19 protein-coding genes are annotated in these 21,076 nt (G+C 72.8%); 9 read left to right on the top strand and 10 right to left on the bottom strand.

The window, feature by feature from the left end:
* Positions 1-87: 87 nt before the first annotated feature.
* Positions 88-369, bottom strand: a complete 282-nt coding sequence (locus ACJA3G_RS08190) for a hypothetical protein (RefSeq protein WP_406552212.1) — start codon at positions 367-369, stop codon at positions 88-90.
* A 254-nt stretch (positions 370-623) separates the two neighbouring features.
* Here ACJA3G_RS08190 and ACJA3G_RS08185 point away from each other — a divergent pair, with 254 nt between their 5' ends.
* On the top strand, positions 624-1,022 hold the full coding sequence (locus ACJA3G_RS08185; protein ID WP_406552211.1) for an STAS domain-containing protein: 399 nt from the start codon (positions 624-626) through the stop codon (positions 1,020-1,022).
* 11 nt (positions 1,023-1,033) lie between these two features.
* Positions 1,034-1,510 (top strand): ATP-binding protein, encoded by a 477-nt coding sequence (locus ACJA3G_RS08180; protein WP_406552210.1) that lies wholly within the window; start codon positions 1,034-1,036, stop codon positions 1,508-1,510.
* A 68-nt stretch (positions 1,511-1,578) separates the two neighbouring features.
* Here ACJA3G_RS08180 and ACJA3G_RS08175 read toward each other — a convergent pair whose 3' ends face one another.
* Positions 1,579-2,541: a SigB/SigF/SigG family RNA polymerase sigma factor gene (locus ACJA3G_RS08175; RefSeq protein WP_406552209.1), complete on the bottom strand. Its 963-nt coding sequence runs from the start codon at positions 2,539-2,541 to the stop codon at positions 1,579-1,581.
* Between the two features lie 169 nt (positions 2,542-2,710).
* Here ACJA3G_RS08175 and ACJA3G_RS08170 point away from each other — a divergent pair, with 169 nt between their 5' ends.
* A complete protein-coding gene (locus ACJA3G_RS08170; protein WP_406552208.1) occupies positions 2,711-3,127 on the top strand; it encodes an ATP-binding protein in 417 nt (138 codons plus the stop codon).
* 193 nt (positions 3,128-3,320) lie between these two features.
* Entirely contained in the window at positions 3,321-6,257 is a 2,937-nt protein-coding gene (locus tag ACJA3G_RS08165; RefSeq protein ID WP_406552207.1) for a HAMP domain-containing protein, read from the top strand.
* A 40-nt stretch (positions 6,258-6,297) separates the two neighbouring features.
* Here the strand turns inward: ACJA3G_RS08165 and ACJA3G_RS08160 are convergent, their stop codons facing one another.
* Positions 6,298-8,562, bottom strand: a complete 2,265-nt coding sequence (locus ACJA3G_RS08160) for a SpoIIE family protein phosphatase (protein ID WP_406552206.1) — start codon at positions 8,560-8,562, stop codon at positions 6,298-6,300.
* A 112-nt stretch (positions 8,563-8,674) separates the two neighbouring features.
* Positions 8,675-9,175 carry a DUF6328 family protein gene (locus tag ACJA3G_RS08155; RefSeq protein ID WP_406552213.1) on the bottom strand — a complete coding sequence of 167 codons (501 nt, stop codon included), beginning with the start codon at positions 9,173-9,175 and terminating at the stop codon, positions 8,675-8,677.
* 157 nt (positions 9,176-9,332) lie between these two features.
* On the opposite strand from ACJA3G_RS08155, the gene ACJA3G_RS08150 reads away from it, so the two are divergent.
* Genes ACJA3G_RS08150 through ACJA3G_RS08140 form a run of 3 tightly spaced genes read left to right on the top strand, consistent with a single transcriptional unit; the run spans position 9,333 to position 11,238 of the window.
* On the top strand, positions 9,333-10,355 hold the full coding sequence (locus ACJA3G_RS08150) for an iron-containing redox enzyme family protein (RefSeq protein ID WP_406552205.1): 1,023 nt from the start codon (positions 9,333-9,335) through the stop codon (positions 10,353-10,355).
* A 48-nt stretch (positions 10,356-10,403) separates the two neighbouring features.
* Complete coding sequence (locus ACJA3G_RS08145) at positions 10,404-11,057, top strand: HemK2/MTQ2 family protein methyltransferase (protein WP_406552204.1); 654 nt, start codon at positions 10,404-10,406, stop codon at positions 11,055-11,057.
* Positions 11,038-11,238: a CDGSH iron-sulfur domain-containing protein gene (locus ACJA3G_RS08140; protein WP_406552203.1), complete on the top strand. Its 201-nt coding sequence runs from the start codon at positions 11,038-11,040 to the stop codon at positions 11,236-11,238. Before ACJA3G_RS08145 ends, ACJA3G_RS08140 begins: the two co-directional genes overlap by 20 nt.
* Positions 11,239-11,241: 3 nt before the next feature.
* Here the strand turns inward: ACJA3G_RS08140 and ACJA3G_RS08135 are convergent, their stop codons facing one another.
* Genes ACJA3G_RS08135 through ACJA3G_RS08125 form a run of 3 tightly spaced genes read right to left on the bottom strand, consistent with a single transcriptional unit; the run spans position 11,242 to position 14,982 of the window.
* Positions 11,242-13,338, bottom strand: a complete 2,097-nt coding sequence (locus tag ACJA3G_RS08135) for a xanthine dehydrogenase family protein molybdopterin-binding subunit (RefSeq protein ID WP_406552202.1) — start codon at positions 13,336-13,338, stop codon at positions 11,242-11,244.
* Positions 13,339-13,360: 22 nt separating this feature from the next.
* Positions 13,361-14,347, bottom strand: coding sequence for an FAD binding domain-containing protein (locus ACJA3G_RS08130; protein ID WP_406552201.1), 987 nt, complete (start codon positions 14,345-14,347; stop codon positions 13,361-13,363).
* Complete coding sequence (locus ACJA3G_RS08125) at positions 14,344-14,982, bottom strand: 2Fe-2S iron-sulfur cluster-binding protein (RefSeq protein ID WP_406552200.1); 639 nt, start codon at positions 14,980-14,982, stop codon at positions 14,344-14,346. The genes ACJA3G_RS08130 and ACJA3G_RS08125 overlap by 4 nt, the downstream gene beginning before the upstream one ends.
* A 186-nt stretch (positions 14,983-15,168) precedes the next feature.
* Between ACJA3G_RS08125 and ACJA3G_RS08120 the strand changes: the two genes are divergently transcribed.
* The gene (locus tag ACJA3G_RS08120) at positions 15,169-16,260 is read left to right on the top strand and encodes a glutamate--cysteine ligase (protein ID WP_406552199.1); all 1,092 of its coding nucleotides are present in this window, start codon (positions 15,169-15,171) and stop codon (positions 16,258-16,260) included.
* A 99-nt stretch (positions 16,261-16,359) separates the two neighbouring features.
* Here the strand turns inward: ACJA3G_RS08120 and ACJA3G_RS08115 are convergent, their stop codons facing one another.
* From ACJA3G_RS08115 to ACJA3G_RS08105, 3 genes are all read right to left on the bottom strand, one after another.
* A complete protein-coding gene (locus tag ACJA3G_RS08115) occupies positions 16,360-18,756 on the bottom strand; it encodes an ATP-binding cassette domain-containing protein (protein WP_406552198.1) in 2,397 nt (798 codons plus the stop codon).
* 394 nt (positions 18,757-19,150) lie between these two features.
* Positions 19,151-19,507, bottom strand: coding sequence for a PRC-barrel domain-containing protein (locus ACJA3G_RS08110; protein WP_406552197.1), 357 nt, complete (start codon positions 19,505-19,507; stop codon positions 19,151-19,153).
* 185 nt (positions 19,508-19,692) lie between these two features.
* Positions 19,693-19,854 (bottom strand): hydrophobic protein, encoded by a 162-nt coding sequence (locus ACJA3G_RS08105; protein WP_406552196.1) that lies wholly within the window; start codon positions 19,852-19,854, stop codon positions 19,693-19,695.
* A gap of 254 nt (positions 19,855-20,108) precedes the next feature.
* Between ACJA3G_RS08105 and ACJA3G_RS08100 the strand changes: the two genes are divergently transcribed.
* Positions 20,109-21,076 (top strand): SDR family oxidoreductase (locus ACJA3G_RS08100; RefSeq protein ID WP_406552195.1); only part of this gene is annotated, 968 nt, incomplete at its 3' end.

Here is a 21,076-nt window from a genome sequence, read left to right as displayed (position 1 = left end):
GCGCGGGGCGGCCGGGACCGGCCTCGGGCCGGATACGCCGAACGGGGCGGGGAGCGGTGCCGGGCGCGGCCCCGGGGCCGCTCGCGGTCACTTCCCGCGGTCGCTCCGGCGCCGCAGCACGAAGATCACGGCCGTCACGGCCACCGCGGCCGGGACGAGCTGCCGGGGCCGTACGCGCACGGCCAGCGCGGCCAGCGCCGCCGCCCGGCGTACGGGCGCGGGGGTGAGGTCCCGGACCGTGCGGCCCGCGTGGCCGACCGCCCGCTGGGCCCCGGACGCCGCCGTGCTCGTACGGTTCGTCACGCCCTCGGCGCGTTGCTTCATGTCCGCCTCGGCCGCGAGCCTGGCCGCACTGTCGCTGATACCCATCGGTGCCTCTCTCTCGATCCACGGGTTTCTCCCACTGCGTTCCGGGTCACCCTGGGAGAGCGGCTCAAACCGGGCGCGGGCCGGTGCTCACCCGGGTTGCCGTACGGATCGCGGAAGCGGAACGGTCCGGGGCGACGGTTGCCCCGGGTCCGCGCTCCGCCTGGGCACTAGAGCGCCGATCATTGGGCACTCTTCCTGCGGGGCGCCCCCATGGGCGCCCGGAGCACCAGCAGTGGCGAAGGACGGGTGAACCCATGAGACCGGACACGACCGACGCGTACGACGGGTCCGCCGCCGGGGGCAGACGGTTCGCCGTCGCGGCGAGGCGGACCGCCGGGGCGGCGGTGCTCTCGCTCACCGGCGAGCTGGACCACGACACGGTGGAGCCGTTGCGTACCGCGCTCGCCGAGCAGATCGAGGCGGCTCCGGCCCGGATCGTGGTCGACTGCGCGGGTCTGCGGTTCTGCGACTCGACCGGGCTCAACGTGCTGCTGCGGGCGCGGGCCTCGGCCGCCCAGACGGACGGCCCGGTCATCGAGCTGGCGGCGCTGCAGCCGCCGGTGGCCCGGATGTTCGAAATCACCGGTGCGGACGCGGTGTTCCGTGTCCACACCGATCTTGACGAGGCGCTCGCGGGCCGGCCGCCCGGGTAGCGGAGGAGTTGATGGGAGACACGAGCCGGACCGGACGGAGTCAGATCCGCCGCCTTGAGCTCTTCGGGACGAAGGGCGTGGTGACGCGCTGCCGCGACTTCACCGCGCGGGCCCTGGCCGACTGGGGGTGGACCACGGCGGAGCCCGACGTGGACCGTGAGCGCGCGGACGACGTGCTCCTCCTGGTCTCCGAGGTGGTCACCAACGCCTGCCTGCACGCGGGCGGCCCCCGGGAGCTGGTACTGCGCCACGAGGAGGGCCGTCTGCGGGTCGAGGTCGCCGACGGCAGCCCGCATGCCCCCGCACGCCGCCCCCGGGCACCCTCGCTGCCCGGCGGCCACGGTCTGATGGTGCTGGACCGGCTCGCCGAGGAGTGGGGCTCGACACCGCTGGGGGCGGGGAAGGTGGTCTGGCTGGAGGTCGCGCTGCCGTCGTGGGCGGAACGCGCGCACCCGCCGAGGGCCCGCCGCTCCCCGGAGAGCGACTGAAGCGACTGAGGGGCGGCCGGACTTCCGCCGGGTGCCGGGCTCCTCAGGGGTTGCCGGACCTCCGCGTGCTACCGGGAAGTGAAGGCCGGACGTTCGAGGGAGGCAGCCCCCGGGGCCACACTTTGGCTGGGCCGGCCGGAGGCGTCCGGTTCGGGTGCGTCCTCCAGCAGGCCCGTCCGCAGCCGGTCCAGGATCTGGGCCAGCAGCCGCGAGACATGCATCTGGGAGAGTCCCACCCTGGCGCCTATCTCCGCCTGCGTGAGCTCCTCGCCGAAGCGGAGGGAGAGCAGGGTGCGCTCGCGGTCCGTGAGGCCGGCGATGAGCGGTTTGAGGGACTCCAGCGCGTCGATGACCTCGAAGGCGGCCTCCTCCTCGCCCAGCCTGCACAGCGGACCGGTGCCGGCGCTGTCGTCGTCGGGGAAGTCCAGCGACCGCGTCATATAGCCGTTGGCCGCCTTCTCGCCCTCGACGACCTCGGCCTCCGGCACCCCGAGGCGGGCCGCGAGCTCCGCCGTCGTCGGGGGCCGCCCGAGCTCCTGGCCGAGCGACTCCACCGCCCCGGCCCGCCGCAGACGCAGTTCCTGGAGGCGGCGGGGCACCTGGACGGCCCAGGTGGTGTCCCGGAAGAACCTCTTCATCTCGCCGGTGATGGTGGGCAGCGCGAACGAGGAGAACTCCACCCCCCGCTCCACGTCGAAGCGGTTGATCGCCTTGATCAGGCCGACGGTGCCGACCTGGACGATGTCCTCCATCGGCTCGGCCCGGTTGCGGAACCGCCGCGCCGCGAACCTGACCAGGCTGAGGTTGAGTTCGACCAGGGTGTTCCGTACGTACGCGTGCTCCGGTGTGCCCTCGTCGAGCTCGGCGAGGCGGCGGAACAGGGTTTCGGAGAGGGACTGCGCGGCGTCGGTGCTCAGCTCCTGCGGCCGGACGGTCTCGGGTATGCCGTCCAGCGCACGGCGCCGTACCGCCGACGCGGGTGCCGCCGCCGGCGGCTGCGTGCGGAGGGTGGGTTCACGGGCGGTGCGCATGGTGCTCCTTCGACGGGGTGGGGCCCCCGCCACCGGGCGGCGGAGGTCCGTCGGCCGAGCGTCCTGACGGAATGATGCCCGTTTTGCTGCACTTTGATGCCGATGGCGATTGATTCGCCGCAGACCGGGGCACCCGCCCGGTATGCATCATGGCCAAGCCAAGGAACGCATGACGGAGAGCCGCCGGTTCAGCCTGGAGAAGGGACCCGGCGTAGTGGGCCAGTGCCGCGACCTCACCCGCCAGGTCCTGGAGCAGTGGCTCGGTCCCCGCGGCGCGCGGGAGCGGGCCGCCGTGGACGACGTGCTGCTGCTGGTCTCCGAGGTGGTCACCAACGCGTGTACGCACGGTGACGGACCCTATGAGCTCCGGATCGACCACTCGGACGACAAGGTGCGGGTGCGGGTCAGCGACAACAGCCCCGAGCGACCGCGGCCCGAGGCCAGACACCGTCCCGCCCGGTCCTCGGGCCACGGCCTCTATCTGCTGAGGAGGCTCTCCTCGGCCTGGGGCTGGGTGCCCCGGGGGCGCGGGAAGACGGTGTGGTTCGAGGTACCGGTGTCCCGGCCGCGAGGGATGGCCCTCTGAGCCATCCCTCGCGCCCTTGCGACGGTCCTTCGAGGCCGTCCGAGACGGCGGCACGCGGGCCGCGCCCCGGGATGTCGGCGCAGGCCGATCGTGCCAGAGTGGAGGCGCCCGTCGAGTTCGCCGCACGCGTGAACCCCCGCACGCGCGCGCCGCTCACGGGCCGTGCGTGCCGACGGCTCGATGCGAGGTTGCGATGGACGTCCCCGACCCCGGCGACGGCTCCCCGGACACCCCGGCGGGCCCGGCGGAGGACGCGCTGCGCAGACTCCTCGCGGGGCTCACCGCCGTACGGGACGGGGATCTGTCCGCGCGTCTGCCCGCCGAGGAGGGCGGTCTCCTCGGGGAGATCGCGGCCATCTACAACGGCATGGTGGAGCAGCTCTCGCTGGTCACCTCCGAGGTCACCCGGGTGGCCCGCGAGGTCGGCGGGCAGGGACTGCTCGGCGGCCACGCCAGGGAGCCCCGGGTGCGGGGTGTGTGGCTGGAGCTGACCTCCGGTGTGAACACCATGGCCGACAACCTCACCTCCCAGGTGCGCTCCATCGCGCAGGTCGCCACGGCGGTGGCGCGCGGCGACCTCACCCAGAAGATCCGGGTGGACGCGCGCGGCGAGATCCTGGAGCTGAAGGAGACCATCAACACCATGGTCGACCGCCTCTCCTCGTTCGCGGAGGAGGTCACCCGGGTGGCCCGGGAGGTCGGCACCGACGGCAAACTGGGCGGGCAGGCGACCGTACGCGGTGTGTCGGGCACCTGGAAGGACCTGACGGACAACGTCAACTCCATGGCGGGCAACCTGACCAGTCAGGTGCGCAACATCGCCCAGGTCACCACGGCCGTGGCGGGCGGCGACCTGACGCGCAGGATCGACGTGGACGCGCGCGGCGAGATCCTGGCGCTCAAGACCACCATCAACACGATGGTCGACCAGCTGTCGTCGTTCGCCGCCGAGGTCACCCGGGTAGCCCGGGAGGTGGGCAGCGAGGGCCGGCTCGGCGGGCAGGCGGAGGTGGAGGGTGTCTCCGGCACCTGGAAGCGGCTCACCGAGAACGTCAACGAGCTGGCCGGGAACCTCACCCGGCAGGTCCGCGCGATCGCCGAGGTGACCAGCGCCGTCGCCGAGGGCGACCTCACCCGCTCGATCACGGTCGACGCCCCCGGTGAGGTGGGCGAGCTCAAGGACAACATCAACGCGATGGTCGAGTCGCTGCGGGCCACCACCCGGGCCAACGAGGCGCAGGACTGGCTGAAGACCAACCTCGCCCGGGTCTCCGCTCTGGCGCAGGGAGCGGCGGGTCTGCCCGAACTCGCCGAGCTGATCATGAGCGAGGTGCCGCCGCTGGTGGGCGCGCAGTACGGCGCCTTCTTCCTGACCCATGACAGCCCGCACGGCACCGAGCTGGTCATGACCGCCTCCTACGGCTCCCCCGACGATCCCGCGGTGGGCCCCCGCCGCTTCCTCCTGGGCCAGTCGCTGGTGGGCGAGGCGGCCCGCAGACGGCGTACGGTCGTCGTCGAGCAGGTACCGCCCGGTTACGCCACGATCGCCTCCGGCACCGGCCGGGCCGACCCCGGCCAGCTGATCATCCTGCCGGTGGTCGTCGAGGAGCAGGTGCTCGGCGTGGTGGAACTGGCCGCGCTGCGCCCCTTCAGCGAGCTGCACCGGGACTTCCTGGACCGGTTCATCGAGACGGTGGGCGTCAACGTCGGTTCGCTCATCGCCAGTGTCCGCACCGATCAACTGCTCGGGAAGTCGCAGCGGCTCACCGCCGAACTGCGCGCCCGCTCCCAGGAGTTGCAGGAACAGCAGCAGGAGCTCCAGCGCTCCAACGCCGAGCTGAAGGAGAAGGCCGCGCTGCTGGCCGACCGCAACCGGGACATCGAGGGCAAGAACCTGGAGATCGAGCAGGCCCGGCAGGAGCTGGAGGTCCGGGCCCAGCAGTTGTCGCGCACCTCGATGTACAAGTCGCAGTTCCTCGCCAACATGAGCCATGAGCTGCGCACCCCGCTCAACAGCCTGCTCATCCTGGCCCGGCTGCTGGCCCAGAACCCGGAGGGGAACCTGACGGAGAAGCAGGTCGACTACGCCGAGGTCATCCACTCCGCCGGCTCCGACCTGCTCCAGCTCATCAACGACATCCTGGATCTGTCCAAGGTCGAGGCCGGGAAGATGGACATCCGCCCCGAGCCTTTCGCGCTGCGGCAGTTGCTCGACTACCTGGGTGCGACGTTCCGTCCGGTGGCCGCCGAACGCTCCCTGGACTTCCGTATCGTGGCCGCCCCGGACATCCCGGACGAGCTCACCACCGACGAGGCGCGGCTGCGCCAGATCCTGCGCAATCTGCTCTCCAACGCCCTGAAGTTCACCGAGACCGGCCATGTCCAGCTCGACATCCACAACGCGGGCACCGACGAACTCCCGCAGGCCCTGCGCTCCTCGGGTCCCGCGCTCGCCTTCCGGGTCACCGACACCGGGGTGGGCATCCCCGAGGACCGCCTGGAGAGTGTCTTCGGGGCGTTCCAGCAGGGCGACGGCACCGCCGCCCGGCGCTACGGGGGCACGGGCCTGGGACTGTCCATCAGCCGTGAGGTGGCCCGGCTGCTCGGAGGGGCGATCGTGGCGGAGAGCGCGGTGGGCCGGGGCAGCACCTTCACGCTCTACATGCCGCTCAGTGGCGGGCCCGGCCACCGTGTGGACGGTCTCGCCGAGGAGCGGCCCGTACCGCGGGCCGCGACGGGCGGTACGGCGCAGCCGTCCGGGCACACCGTCCTGGTCATCGACGACGACGCCCGCAATGTCTTCGCGCTCACCCAGATCCTCGAACGGGCCGGGATGGTGGTGCTGACGGCCGCCGGGGGCCAGGCCGGGATCGATCTGCTGGCCTCGCGCGACGACGTGGACCTGGTGGTGATGGACGTGATGATGGCCGGGATGGACGGTTACGCGGCCACCGCGGAGATCCGGCGCCGGCCCCGCTTTGCCCACCTCCCCATCATCGCGGTGACCGCGAAGGCGATGCCCGGGGAGCGCGCCAGGGCGCTCGCGGCGGGGGTGGACGAGTACGTCGCCAAACCGGTGGACGCGGACCGGCTGCTGGCCGTCGTCCGCGACCATCTCAAGAAGGAGTGACTACGACCGGCACACCAACTACCGCCGGTGCGAGGGGTGTTCAGCACCGTACGCGTATCGCGACGACGCTGGTGTCGTCGTCGGTGTCACCGGTCGCCGCCGCGAGGAGCCGCTCCACCTGTTCGTCGACCTCGCAGCCGCTCCACCGCTCGGCGAGACCGACCAGCGTCTCCAGTCCCTGGTCGAGGGCGTCGTGACGGCGCTCGATGAGACCGTCCGTGTAGAGCAGCAGGGTGTCGCCGGGGCGCAGCGGTGTGTGGATCTCCCGGTACGTCACGGTCGGGACCGCGCCGAGCAGCAGGTCGTGCGGTCCGTCGAGCAACCGGGCGCGGCCCTCGCGCAGCAACAGCAGCGGCAGGTGCCCGGCGCTGGACCACCGCAGGGACCGGTCGCGCGGATCGTAGAGGGCGCACAGGGCGGTGGCGGTCGGGCCGCCGCTCGTGCGGAGCGTGACCTCGTTCAGCCACTCCATCAGCCGTCCCGCCGGCTGGCCGCTGAAGGCCAGTCCCCGCAGCGCGTTGCGCAGGGCCACCATGCCCGTCGCGGAGTCGATGCCGTGTCCGGCGATGTCACCGACCGCCAGCAGCACCTGGCCGCTGGGCAGCGGCAGCGCGTCGTACCAGTCGCCGCCCACGCGGTACTCCTGCGCGGCCGGCCGGTAGCGGGCCGCGACCGAGAGCCCGGGCAGCTCCTGGATGCCCGGTGTCTCGGGCACGATGGCCTGCTGGAGCCGCAGGGCCATCTCGTCGCGGATGGCCGCCTGCTTCTGGACGGCCGTGAGCTGGTCGAAGGTCGCGGTCAGCGCGGCCTCGGTGCGCCGGCTCGCGGAGACGTCCTGGTAGACGCCGCTGATACCGGTGACCACACCGTCGTCGACGAGCGGCTCCGCCGCCACGCGGACATGGCGCATGGTGCCGTCGGCGCGGATGATCCGCAGCACCGCCAGCGCGCCCCGCTGGTGCTCGGTGAGGGTGGTGAGCAGGTGGGTGAGGGCGTCGCCGTCGTCCGGGTGCAGCCACGAGCGCATGGCGAGCAGCGGTACGGGGGCGGCGCCCCGGTCGATGCCGAAGATGCGGTAGGCCGGCGCGGACCACACCGAGTCGCCGCCCACCACGCTGTCGCGGAACAGCGCCACGCCTTCGAGGTGGCCGACGGCCCGGGCCGCGGACATCTCGGGGTCGCTGCTGGCGTGCCAGAGCACCACGGTCCGGTCGCTGCCGGCGGGCAGCACACGTACGTCCAGGAGCGGGGCCGTCGCCGCCTCGCCCGCGATCCGGGGCAGCCTGGCCACGCTCTGCCGCCGGGCCGAGCCGTGGGCGCCGCGGGCCAGCCGGGCCAGTTCGGTGTGGACGTACGGGAAGGCGAGGGCGAGCGGCTGGCCGACGGGTGGTGCGGAGCCGCCCAGACTGCGGATCGCGGGCCCGTTGGTGTACTCGACCGACAGCGTCGGGAAGCCGGGCGCGCCGCGCAGCATCATCGCGGGGTGGCCGAGCGCGTCCAGGACGTCCATCAGCACCGGCACCTCGGACGGCTCGCCCTCGATGCCGGCGAGTACCGTTCCGGCGACCTCGGTCAGCCCGGTGAGGGCGCGGCGCAGCTGCGGGTCGAAGTCCACTTCGTCGGGCCAGACGACGAGGGCCAGGCCCACGACCGTCCCCTGGCCGCTCAGCGGCAGCAGGGCCCGGCCCGCCCCCCGGCCGGGGCCTGGCAGCGGCTCGCCCGGCGGCGGGCCGGAGCCGAGCCAGCAGGGGGTGCCGTCGGCCATGGCGGCGTGGAACACCGCCGGGGCTCCCGGCGGGATCCACTGCCACACCACCGCTTCGGCGGCGCCGACCCCGGCGTGCCCGGCGAGCCGCAGACAGCCCGTCTCCGTACGCCGCCACAGCCACAGGCTCTGCGCCCCCAGGGGTGCGAGACCGCCCTCCAGCAGGGCTCGGGCGGCTTCGTCGACGCTGTCGTGGGTCTCGGCCGTCGCCAGCGCCCGGCGGTTCCTGCGGGCCTCCTCCAGGGGCGGCGCGCCTTCAGTGGCCGGGGCGGCGCCTTCGCCGCCCGCGACGCCGTTGACCACGTCCGCCGCCAGGTCCTCGGGGCTGACGCCGGTGTCCGCGGAGAGCTTCTCCAGGTGTTCGCGCGCCTGGGCGGGGGCGAGCCGGAGCTGCGCCGCGAGAACGCCGGTCGCCAGGTCCAGCAGGTGCAGCCGGGCGCGGTCGGCGCGGAGCCGCCCGGCCTCGGCCCAGAGCGCGGCGATGGTGGCGGCGGTCTGCGCGCCCGTACTCCCCGTGGTGTCCGGCACCGGCTTGTTCACGGCATCCCCCGTCCCGAGCGGTCGGAGAGCGGCCCGAAGTGTCCTCTGGGGATTTTACGCGTGCGGCGCCCCCGGTTCTCGGGCAGCCGCCCGGGCTGGGCCGGGGCCCGCCTCAGCCCTCCGTGGTGTGCCGGTGCCGCACCCACAGGGGCAGGACGAACCAGCACACCAGGTACCAGGTCACCACACCGCCCACCAGCCACGGCCAGTAACCGCCGTGCGAGGCCACCCGCAGGACCAGGACGAGCGAGGAGGTCATGGTGGCGAACAGCAGCACCAGGCCGATGAAGGTGAGCCGGGAGGCCCAGACGACGGCGGTCGGTTTGATGTGGCGCCCGGAGAGGATCCGGTGGAAGGAGACCGGGGCCACCAGGGCGCCGGTGGTCAGCGAGCCCAGGACGACCGTGCAGATGTAGATCCCCTTCTCGCCGTCTCCGAGCTGGTGGAAGAGCGGGGTGAAGGCGACCGTGAGGAGGAAGCCGAAGAGGATCTGCACTCCGGTCTGGGCCACCCGGATCTCCTGGAGGAGGTCGCCCCATTTGCGGTCCGCGCGGTCCGCCTCGCTCTCGTCGCGCCCGTCGTCCACGCGCCGCCCGCTGTCGCCGCTGACCATGACATCCTCCTGCCGCTGTTGCCGTACCCGGACGACCGTCCACCGGTCGTGGTCACGCATCGGTACCCGGTCCTCCGGATCGCAATCGGACGCCTACGGTCCGGAGGGACTGCCGGGGCCACCGTTGCGGACGGCGTTGAACGGGTACCCACAGATCATGACCATCGATCAACGGGGCCCCGCCCTTCCGGACGCCCGCGGCGAGCTCTCCGCGGCGGTGATCGGCCACCTGCGCGGCGAGGGCACCCCCCTCCCGGACGCGCGGGCCGTCGACCGCGCCGAGCCCTACGGCGACGACCTCCAGCTCGCGCTGTACGTCTGCTACGAGCCGCACTACCGCGGCTTCGCCGGGGTGGACGACGGCTGCGAGTGGGATCCCGCGCTGCTCACCGCGCGCGCCCTGCTGGAGGGGCGCTTCCTGGCGGCCCTGCGCCGGGACGCGGCCCGCGGGCACGACCTGGACGACGCCCTGGGCGAGCTGCTGGTGGAGCCGGTCCACGGCAGCGGCGTCTCTCACCACCTCCAGGAGGAGGGGGAGCTGTGGCAGCTGCGGGAGTACGCCGCCCAGCGCTCGCTGTACCACCTGAAGGAGGCCGATCCGCACGCCTGGGTGCTGCCCCGGCTGTGGGGCCGGGCGAAGGCGGGGATGGCGGCGGTGGAGTTCGACGAGTTCGGCGGCGGGCGCGCCGAGCGGGTGCACGCCAGGCTCTTCGCCGACCTGATGACCGACCTCGGCCTCGACACGGCGTACGGCCGGTATCTGGACGCCGGTTCCGCCGGGATGCTGGCCACCGTCAATCTGATGTCGCTGCTGGGGCTGCACCGGAGCCTGCGGGGTGCCCTCGTCGGGCACTTCGCCACGTTGGAGATCACGTCGTCGCCGGGTTCCCGGCGGATGGCGCTGGCGATGAAGCGCACGGGCGCGGGTGCCGCCGCGGAGCTGTTCTACACCGAGCACGTGGAGGCCGACGCGGTGCACGAGCAGGTGGTGCGGCACGAGGTGATCGGCGGCCTGCTGGAGGAGGAACCGCAACTCACCGACGATGTCGTGTTCGGTATCGACGCCACGGTGTTCCTGGAGGACCGCTTCGGGGAGGAGCTGCTCGGCCACTGGCGGGCGGGCCGTTCCTCGCTGCACAGGCCGCTGGAGCACGTTCTGGACCAGGTCCCCATCCGATAAACCATGATTTAGTGGGATCTTTTCTTGATTCCCGGGCACTCGGCGCACATGACCCTTCTCGCCCTACCCGGCGTCTACGCCCCGCAGGCAGACACCGCTCTGCTGGCCGAGGCTCTGTACGAGGAGCCGCTGTTCCCGGGCGCCCGGGTCCTCGACGTGGGCACCGGCACCGGCGCGCTGGCCCTCGTCGCCGCCCGGCGCGGGGCGGACGTGACCGCGATCGACATCTCCCGGCGTGCCGTCCTGACCGCGCGCCTCAACGCCCGGCTGGCCCGGCTGCCGGTCCGTGTGCTGCGCGGAGACCTGCTGACCCCGGTCGTGGGCGGCGCCTACGACCTCATCCTGAGCAATCCGCCCTACGTCCCCGCCCGCACCGCCACCGCACCCCGGCGCGGCGCCGCGCGGGCCTGGGACGCCGGGTACGACGGACGGCTGCTGGTGCGCCGCATCTGCGGCGAGGCACCGCCCCTGCTGCGCCCCGGCGGCGCGCTGCTGATGGTCCACTCCGCGCTGAGCGACCCCGACGCGAGTCTGCGGGAGCTGCGCGCCGAGGGGCTGAAGGCGGCGGTCGTCGCGCGCCGGTTCATCCCCTTCGGGCCGGTGCTCCGCGAGCGCCGGGGCTGGCTGGACGCGCAGGGCCTGATCGAGGACGACGAGACGACGGAAGAGCTGGTGGTCATCCGTGCCGAACGACCCGAATGACGAGCCGCGCCGTATCCGCGTGCGACGCGAGGAGGGGCCCGTCCTCGTGGAGGGGCCCGTGGAGGTCGTCCTGGAGGACGGCAGCAGCGCGTTCTCCGACCGCTGCGTGGTCGCGCTGTGCACCTGCCGGCGCAGCCGGACCTACCCCTGGTGCGACACCAGCCACCGCCACCGCGTCTGAGCCTCAGCCGAGTGCGGCGTGGACCCGGTCCGGGGTGAGCGGCAGCTCGCGGAAGCGGATGCCGGTCGCGTGGTGGACGGCGTTGCCGATCGCGGCGGCCGTCCCCACGATCCCGATCTCCCCGATGCCCTTGCTTCCCATCGGGTTGAGGTGGGGATCTTCCTCGTCGATCCAGTGCGCCTCGATCGCCGGCACGTCGGCGTTGGCGGGCACGTGGTAGCCCGCCAGATCGCTGCCGATGAAGGCGCCGGAGGCCGGGTCGAGGCTGCCGCCCTCGGTGAGCGCCATCCCCAGGCCCATGACCATGCCGCCGATGAACTGGGAGCGGGCGGTGCGCGCGTTGAGGATCCGCCCCGCCGCGTAGACGCCGAGCAGCCGCCGCACCCGTACCTCGCCGGTGTCGGTGTCGACGGCGGTCTCGGCGAAGTGGGCGCCGAACGCGTGCCGCGCGTACGGGGTCTCCGCGTCCGCGGTGCCCTCGGTGTCGGCGGAGGCCGTCAGTCCGCCGGGCGGCAGCGGGCCGGGCCGGGCCGCGAGCTGCCGGGTCAGGTTCCGGCACGCCTCGTGCACCGCCCAGCCCCAGGACGAGGTGCCGGAGGACCCGCCCGCGAGCGGGGCCCTGGGCAGCCCGGTGAGACCGATCTCGGTACGGACCGAATCCACGCCGACACCCAGCGCCTCGGCGGCGACCTGGGCGAGCACGGTACGGGCGCCGGTGCCGATGTCGGTGGCGTTGATCCGTACCACGTACAGCCCGTCGGAGTGGGCGGTCGCCATCGCCCGGCTCGGTGAGATCAGGACCGGATAGGTGGCGGCGGCGACCCCGGTACCGGTCAGCCACGGCCCCGAACGGCGCACGCCCGGCCGCGGGTCGCGCTCCGACCAGCCGAAGCGCGCCGCGCCCTCGCGCAGGCACTCGACCAGGTGCCGGCTGCTGAAGGGGTGCCCGCTGTCCGGCTCGGCCGGGGGCTCGTTGCACACCCGCAGCTCCACGGGGTCCATCCCGAGGGCGCTCGCCAGCTCGTCGACGGCCGACTCCAGGGCGTACATACCGGGGGTCTCACCCGGTGCGCGCATCCAGGACGGGGTGGGGACGTCCAGGGCCACCGCCCGGTGGCTGGTGCGGCTGCTCCCGCTGGCGTACATCACCCGGGCCGGCACCGCCGCCTGCTCGACGAACTCCTTCACCCGCGAGGTGTGGGTGGTCACCTCGTGGATCAGCGAGGTGAGGGTGCCGTCGGGCCGGGCGCCGAGCCGAAGGCGGTGCAGGGTCGGGGCCCGGTGACCGACGAGTTCCGTCAACTCCCGCCGGGGCAGGGCGAGTTGTACGGGGCGGCCGGTGTGCCGGGCGGCCAGCGCGGCCAGGACGACATGCGGGCGGGGCGTGCCCTTGGAGCCGAAACCGCCGCCGACGTGCTCGCAGACGACACTGACCCGTTCCTCGGGCAGCGAGAAGAGCTGCGCCAGCACCTCACGTACGGTGTCGGCGCCCTGGCTGGAGTCGAAGACGGTGAGCGAGTCGCCCTGCCACATCGCGGTGGCCCCGTGCGGCTCCATGGGGTGGTTGTGCAGCGGGGGCACCGTGTACGACACGTCCACCCGCACCGCCGCCTCGGCGAACGCGCCCTCGGGATCACCCTGCCGGCGCTCCCCGGGGTATCCCCCGTTGACCTTGTCGGGCTCGTAGGCATCCGGGTGGTCCCAGGTCAGGGCCGTGTCGTGCGGCTCGCTCGCGTAGCCGACCCGTACCGCTCGGGCGGCCTCGCGCGCCGCCTCCAGGGTCTCGGCGACGGCCAGCGCCACCGGCCAGCCGTGGTGCGGCACCCGGGCGTCCTGGAGCACGGCGAGCGTGGGATCGTCCCCCTCGGCGAGGCGGGGCGCGGTGTCGTGGGTGAGGACGGCCAGTACGCCGGGCAGCGCGAGGGCGGCCGAGGTGTCGAGGGAGGTGACCTTGCCGCGTGCGACGGTGGCGGGCACCGGCCAGGCGTGGACCCGCCCGGGCGGCGCGTACTCCGTCGCGTACTTGGCGGCGCCGGTCACCTTCGCGCGGCCTTCGCGGCGCTCGACCGGCGCGCCCAGGGGGCTCGGGCTCGATCCCACGGCGGCTCTCCTCTCGGGGTGTTCAGGACCGGGCGATCAGCGAGCCGAGCACCTCGCGGGCGAGGTCGCGGGCGAGCGTCACCTTGTACGCGTTGTCCCGCAGCGGCACGGCGGCGGCGAGTTCCTCGTCCACGGCCCGGGCGACAGCTTCGTCGGTGGCCGGACCGCCCAGCAGCGCGGCCTCGGTGCGCCGGGCGCGCCAGGGGCGGTGGGCCACTCCCCCGAAGGCGACGCCGATGTGCCGCACCACTCCCCGCTCGACCTTGACGGCGGCGGCGACGGAGGCGAGCGCGAAGGCGAACGACGCGCGGTCGCGGGCCTTGCGGTAGCGCGAGACGGTGCCGTCGGGCAGGGCCGGCAGCAGCACGCTCGTGATGAGCTCGCCGGGGCGCAGCACGGTCTCCTGGTCGGGGGTGTCCTCCGGCAGCCGGTGGAATTCGGTCAGCTCGACCGTCCGGCCGCCGCCGGGACCGGCCATCTCGACCACCGCGTCCAGGGCCGCCAGCGCGACGGCGAGGTCGGAGGGGTGGGTGGCGACGCAGTGCGGGGAGTGGCCGAGCACCGCGTGGTCGCGGTTGACACCGTCCAGGGCGCCGCAGCCGCTGCCCGGGACCCGCTTGTTGCACGGCTTGCCCAGGTCCTGGAAGTAGGCGCAGCGGGTGCGCTGGAGGAGGTTTCCCGCCGTGGTGGCCACATTGCGCAACTGCCCCGAGGCGCCGCTGAGCACCGCCTGCGAGAGCACCGGATAGCGCTCGCGGACCAGCGGGTGCACGGCGAGGTCGGTGTTGCGCACGGTCGCCCCGATCCGCAGGGTGCCGTCGGGCAGCTCCTCCACCTGGGCGAGGGGGAGCCGGGTGATGTCGATGAGCACCTCGGGCCGTTCCACGCCGAGCTTCATCAAATCGACGAGATTGGTGCCGCCGCCCAGGTACTTGGCGTCGGGGCGGCCCGCGTGGGCGGCGGCGGCCTCCTCGACGCTCCGGGCGCGCACGTAGTTCAGCGGTTTCACGCCGTCACCTCCCGGGCGGTCAGATCCCGTAGGACGACTTCCTGGACGGCCTCCACGATGTGCGGATACGCCCCGCACCGGCACAGGTTGCCGCTCAGGCGCTCCCTGATCTCGTCCGCGGTCAGCCGCACCGGCCCGTCGCCGGGGGGCCGTTCGGTGTCGGTGACGACCGAGGGCTGGCCGGACCGGGCCTCGTCCAGCATGCCCACGGCCGAGCAGAGCTGGCCCGGAGTGCAGTAGCCGCACTGGAGCGCGTCCCGGTCGAGGAACGCCTGTTGCAGGGGGTGCAGCTCCCCGTCGGAGCCCGCCGTGTCGGCCAGCCCCTCCACGGTGACCACGTCGCATCCCTCCTGGGCGACGGCCAGCAGCAGACAGCTGTTGACCCGCCGGCCGTCGAGGAGCACCGTGCACGCGCCGCACTGCCCCTGGTCGCAGCCCTTCTTGGAGCCGGTCAGGGCGAGGTGTTCGCGCAGCAGGTCGAGGAGGGTGGTGCGGTGGTCGAGTTCGAGGACGTGGACGGTGTCGTTGACGCGCAGGGTCACGCGCGAGTGCGTGGGCGGGAGCAGCGCTCCGTGCTCCGCCGCACCGGAGCCGGGTCGGGGGTTGGGGTCACGCGGGCCATCGCTTGCTTCCATCCTCACGGCTCCTCGGTCCGACGGGTCGGCGGATTCTCCACCCTGGTACAGCCGACGCGCTCCGGCATCTCGGGCGCGTCCGGCTGATCCGAACGCCGCCCGTGCGGCGGTACACCGGGCCCGTACCGGCCGAGTGGCGCAAACCCATGCCGGTTCGCGCGGTCCACGGACGGGTAACCACCTGTCATGCTCACCTTTGGGGTCGAAGAAGAGTATTTGCTGGTGGACCCCGTGACCGGCCGGCCCCTGCCCCGTTCGCAAGAGGTACGGGCGCTGACCGGGCCGGATGCGGTCGGGGAGCCGGAGGTGCAGCTGGAGCTGCTCCAGGCTCAGGTGGAGGTCGCGACCCCGGTCTGCCTGACCCTGGCGGAGCTGGGCGGCCATCTGGCGCGGCTGCGGCGCACGGTGGGGGCCGCGGCCGAGCGGCTGGGGTGCCGGGTCGCCGCCGTGGGGGCCGCCCCCGTCAACGGCGCGGGGCCCGTCCCCGTCACTCCGCGGCCCCGCTATCTGGCGATGCGTACGAACGCGAAGCAGCTGGTCGACGAGCAGCTCATCAACGGCATGCACGTCCACGTCGGTGTGCCCGACCGCGAGGTCGGTGTCGCCGTGCTCAACCGGATCCGGGTCTGGCTGCCCACCCTGCTGGCCATGTCGGCCAACTCACCGCTGTGGCACGGCGGCGACACCGGGTTCGCGAGCTGGCGCACCCTGGTCTTCGGCCGCTGGCCGGTCAGTGGTCCCCCGCCGCGCTTCGTCGACCTCGACGACTACGAGAGCCGGGCGGAGGCGCTGATCGCGTCCGGGGCCGCCTGTGACAGCGGGCAGCTCTACTGGCACGCGCGGCTGTCCGAGCGCTACCCCACGATCGAGGTGCGCTGCCTGGACGTGCAGGTGCGGGTCGACGAGGCGGTGATGCTCGCCGGGATCATCCGCGCCCTGGTCGCCACCGCCATCCGCGAGCACAAGGACGGCGACCCCGTTCCGGAGTGCCGGCTCGAACTGCTCCAGGCCGCGACCTGGCACGCGGCCCGGGAGGGGCTGGGCGGCGTCCTCCTCGACCCCGACGGGCAGCGGCGCAGCTGCGGCGAGGTGCTGTGCCGGCTGGCCCGCCACATCGGCCCCGCCCTGGAGGCGGCCGGTGACGGGTTGGAGGTGAACTCGCTGATGCAGCGTCTGCTGCGGCGCGGCACCGGCGCCGACCGGCAGCACCGGGCCTTCACGGAAGGCGGCATTCCGGCGGTGATGGACCTGGTCACGAGCCAGAGCCTCACGGTCTGAGCGTCCGGGCCCGGGCGCCGGGGCAGAGGCGTCCGGGCGTTCCCGGGCCCGTGTCTCCGGGCCGGGCGCCGGGCCCGTGCGCTGCGCGACCCGTGCGGCTCACGCGCCCACGTAGGCCGCCAGGTGCTCGCCCGTCAGGGTGGAGCGGGCGGCCACCAGGTCGGCCGGGGTGCCCTCGAAGACGATCCGGCCGCCGTCGTGACCGGCGCCCGGCCCCAGGTCGATGATCCAGTCGGCGTGCGCCATGACCGCCGGATGGTGTTCGACGACGATGACCGACTTCCCGGAGTCGACGAGCCGGTCGAGCAGGCCGAGCAACTGCTCGACATCGGCGAGGTGGAGCCCGGTGGTCGGCTCGTCCAGGACGTACACACCGCCCTTCTCGGCCATATGGGTGGCCAGCTTGAGCCGCTGGCGCTCGCCGCCGGACAGGGTGGTGAGCGGCTGGCCCAGGGTGAGGTAGCCGAGCCCGACGTCCGAGAGCCGGGTGAGGACCTTGTGCGCGGCCGGGGTGCGCGCCTCGCCGTCGGCGAAGAACTCCTCGGCCTCGTTCACCGACATCGCCAGCACCTCGCTGATGTCGCGCCCGCCCAGCCGGTAGGCGAGTACGGAGGCGTCGAACCGCTTGCCGTCACACTCCTCGCAGGTGGTGGCGACTCCGGCCATCATGGCCAGGTCGGTGTAGACGACCCCGGCGCCGTTGCACCCCGGGCAGGCGCCCTCGGAGTTGGCGCTGAACAGCGCCGGCTTCACTCCGTTGGCCTTCGCGAACGCCTTGCGGATCGGGTCCAGCAGCCCGGTGTACGTGGCCGGGTTGCTGCGCCGGGAGCCCTTGATGGACCCCTGGTCGACCGAGACCACACCCGCGCCGGGCGGGATCGAGCCGTGCACGAGGGAGCTCTTGCCGGAACCCGCCACACCGGTGACCACACAGAGCACGCCCAGCGGCAGGTCGACGTCGACATCGCGCAGGTTGTGCGCCTTCGCGCCGCGAATCTCCAGCGTGCCGTTGGGCGTGCGCGGCTTCTCCTTGAGGGAGGCGCGGTCGTCGAGGTGGCGGCCGGTGACGGTGTCGCCCGCCCGCAGCCCCTCGACGGTGCCCTCGAAGCAGACGGTGCCGCCGTCCGTCCCCGCGCCGGGTCCGAGGTCGACGACGTGGTCGGCGATCGCGATGGTCTGCGGCTTGTGCTCCACCACCAGCACCGTGTTGCCCTTGTCGCGCAGCCGCAGCAGCAGGTCGTTCATCCGGGCGATGTCATGAGGGTGCAGGCCGGTGGTGGGCTCGTCGAAGACGTAGGTGACGTCGGTGAGCGAGGAGCCGAGGTGACGGATCATCTTGACGCGCTGCGCCTCGCCGCCGGAGAGCGTGCCCGAGGGCCGGTCCAGCGCGAGGTAGCCGAGGCCGATCTCCACGAACGAGTCGAGGCTGCGCCGCAGGCTGGTGAGCAGCGGCGCCACGGTGGGCTCGTCCAGGTCCCGCACCCAGGCGGCCAGGTCGCTGATCTGCATCGCGCAGGCGTCGGCGATGCTGATGCCCGCGATCTTCGACGAGCGGGCCGCCTCGCTCAGCCGGGTGCCGTCGCACTCGGGGCAGGTGGTGAAGGTGACGGCCCGGTCCACGAACTCCCGGATGTGCGGCTGCAGCGCCTCCCGGTCCTTGGAGAGCATCGACTTCTGGATCTTCGGGATCAGGCCCTCGTAGGTGAGGTTGACGCCCTCCACCTTGACCTTGGTCGGCTCTCCGTAGAGGAAGTCGTGCATCTCCTTCTTGGTGAACCTGGCGATCGGCTTGTTCGGGTCGAGGATGCCCGACTCGGCGTAGACCCGTACGGTCCAGAAGCTGTCCGACTTCCAGCCGGGGATGGTGAACGCGCCCTCGGCGATCGACTTGGAGGCGTCGTAGAGCTGGGTGAGGTCGATGTCGGAGACCGAGCCCCGGCCCTCGCAGCGGGTGCACATGCCGCCGGCGCGGTTGTAGGTCGCCTTGACGGCCTGTGTCCTGCCGGCGCCGCGTTCGACCGTGATCGAGCCGCTGGCCCGGACCGAGGGGACGTTGAAGGAGTACGCGTTGGGCGGGCCGATGTGGGGGCTGCCGAGCCTGCTGAAGAGGATCCGCAGCATCGCGTTGGCGTCGGTGGCGGTGCCGACCGTGGAGCGCGGGTCGGCGCCGATGCGCTGCTGGTCGACGACGATCGCGGTCGTCAGCCCTTCGAGCACGTCGACCTCGGGGCGGGCGAGCGTGGGCATGAAGCCCTGGACGAAGGCGCTGTACGTCTCGTTGATCAGCCGCTGCGACTCGGCGGCGATCGTGTCGAAGACGAGCGAGCTCTTGCCGGAGCCGGATACGCCGGTGAACACCGTCAGCCGGCGTTTGGGGATCTCGACGCTGACGTCCTTGAGATTGTTCACGCGCGCGCCGTGCACGCGGAGCAGGTCGTGGCTCTCGCCGCCCGGCTGCGCGGGCGAGCCCGCGTCCGTCCTCCTGGCCGTGCCCATCGTGTCTCCCTCTGCCGTCCGGAGCGCCTTTCGCGATCTGTGCCGGGATCGCGCCGGGACCGATCTAACCAGCTTCCGCCGACGGCGTCGCCCTCCAGGGCGGCGGCGGGCGCGGCCCGGGTATTAGCCGGTTTCAAGCCCCGCGCCCTCCCCCGCGCACACCACCGCGCTCTGCGAATTCATCTCCGCCGCACGCATACGGCCCGTTTCAGGGGAAATCCGCGTCATTCCTTTCGACGGGGAATCCTTTGTCCCGCGAGGAGCATGCGTCATATCCCGCCGCCGGACGGGGAGTTGGGAATTCCGGCACACGCAGCGGGGCCGCCCGGGCTCTTGGCCCGGGCGGCCCCGCTGAGGCAGGACTCGCTGTCGCTCGACGGTCCTGACGCCGGTGTCAGACCACCGGCGGACGACCGCTGTAGTAGCCACCGACCTGGTCGTGGTAGCCGGCGTCGCCGAGGTGCTTCTCCCTGTCGAACTCGGGGGCGTCCTTGATCTCGGCCTTCGTGCGGTTCACGTAGACCTTCTTCTCCTCCGCGTCCAGCTGCGTCACGGTACCGGCGGGCAGGAGCACGTGCTTGCCGAAGATCCACACACCCGTGTCGACCACGATGTACGCGGAGCCGACCTCGTCGGAGTGCTTGTCGACCTTGCCGATGCTGCCATCGGTCGCCTCGACGCTCCATCCCCGCAGGTCCGCGCCCGCGAGGTGGCCGCTGGTGTCCGGGTAGCCCCAGATGTTCTCCGTCATGAAACGTGATTCCTTTCGTTTGTGCGCCGGAAGTCGTTCGTACGCGGGAAGTGCGTCGCCGGGTACGTCATGTCACCGCGTGAGCCGTTCGGTGACGCCCTCTTCCGACGGGCCGGGTGCCCGAGTTCCGCCGACCGACACATGTCGTTCCGGGCCTGCCGGAACCTTCCGTACGGAAGGCGCCGCTACCAGCGATACCAGCGGCCGGATCCGCCCTTGGGCCGGGCGACGAAGCCGATGAGCCACAGCACCAGTACGGCGATCGCGACCCACCACAGGATCTTGATTGCGAAGCCGGCACCGAAAAGGATCAGCGCCAGCAGGAGAACGAGAAGCAACGGGACCATGGAAATCAACCTCCAGCTCTTCGTGTGCCCTCATTGGCGGGGCACACACATTCAGGGAGACGCTTTATCGGTGGCCGCTTTTCGAGGGTTCAAACGGTCCTTGTCGAAGAGAATGAGAAAGCCTGTGCGGGGTACCCCTCCGCGGGGCCTCATCGGCCGCGCGCGCCCGGCGGAACCGGTCATACCGGCGCCGACCGGGAAAGCCCCGGACAGGGCAGGCCCCCAGGAAAAAGGGAACAGGACAGGACGAGACCATGCCGCAGACCGTTGTGATCACCGGTGCCAGCGCCGGAGTCGGCCGTGCGACCGCCCGCCGGTTCGCGCGGCGCGGCGCCAACGTCGTCCTCCTCGCACGCGGCCGGGCGGGGCTCGAAGCCGCCGCCGCCGAGGTCGAGGAGGCCGGGGGCCGCGCGCTGGTGCTGCCCACCGATGTCGCCCACCACGAGGAGGTGGAGAAGGCGGCCGAGCTGGCCGAGGCCGAGTTCGGCCCGATCGACGTGTGGGTCAACGTCGCCTTCACCTCCGTCTTCGCGCCCTTCACCGAGATCGCGCCCGAGGAGTTCCAGCGCGTGACGGACGTGTCGTACCTGGGGTTCGTCAACGGCACCCGTGCCGCCCTGGCCCGGATGGTCCCGCGCGACCAGGGTGCCGTCGTCCAGGTCGGCTCCGCGCTCGGCGAGCGCTCCATCCCGCTCCAGTCGGCCTACTGCGGCGCGAAACACGCCGTCAACGGCTTCACCTCGTCGGTGCGCACCGAGCTTCTGCACCGGGGCAGCCGGGTGCGCGTCACCGTGGTGCAGCTGCCCGCGGTCAACACCCCACAGTTCTCCTGGGTGCGCTCCCGGCTGCCGAAGCACCCCCAGCCGGTGCCGCCGATCTACCAGCCCGAGGTCATCGCCGAGACCATCGCGTACGCGGCGGACCACCCGGGCCGCAAGCAGTACTACGTCGGTGCCTCCACGGTCGCCACGCTCTGGGCCAACCGGTTCGCCCCCGCGGTGCTCGACCGCTATCTGGCCCGTACGGGCTACTCGTCGCAGCAGACCGACTCGCTCCCGCCGCTGACCGGGCCGGGCAATCTGTGGCGGCCCCTCGACGACCGCCCGGGCGACGACCACGGCGCCCACGGCGCCTTCGACGAGCGGGCCACCTCCCACTCGCCCCAGGCAGCCCTGGCCCGTCACCCCGCGCTCGCGGCCGGGGCGGGCGCGCTGGTGGGGGC

The sequence above is a fragment of the Streptomyces sp. YS-3 genome (assembly GCF_045257485.1).
In the GTDB taxonomy this organism is placed as follows: Bacteria; Actinomycetota; Actinomycetes; order Streptomycetales; family Streptomycetaceae; genus Streptomyces.
The sequence above is the reverse complement of the archived record's forward strand: the minus strand, read 5'-3'. Positions and strand labels throughout refer to the sequence as shown.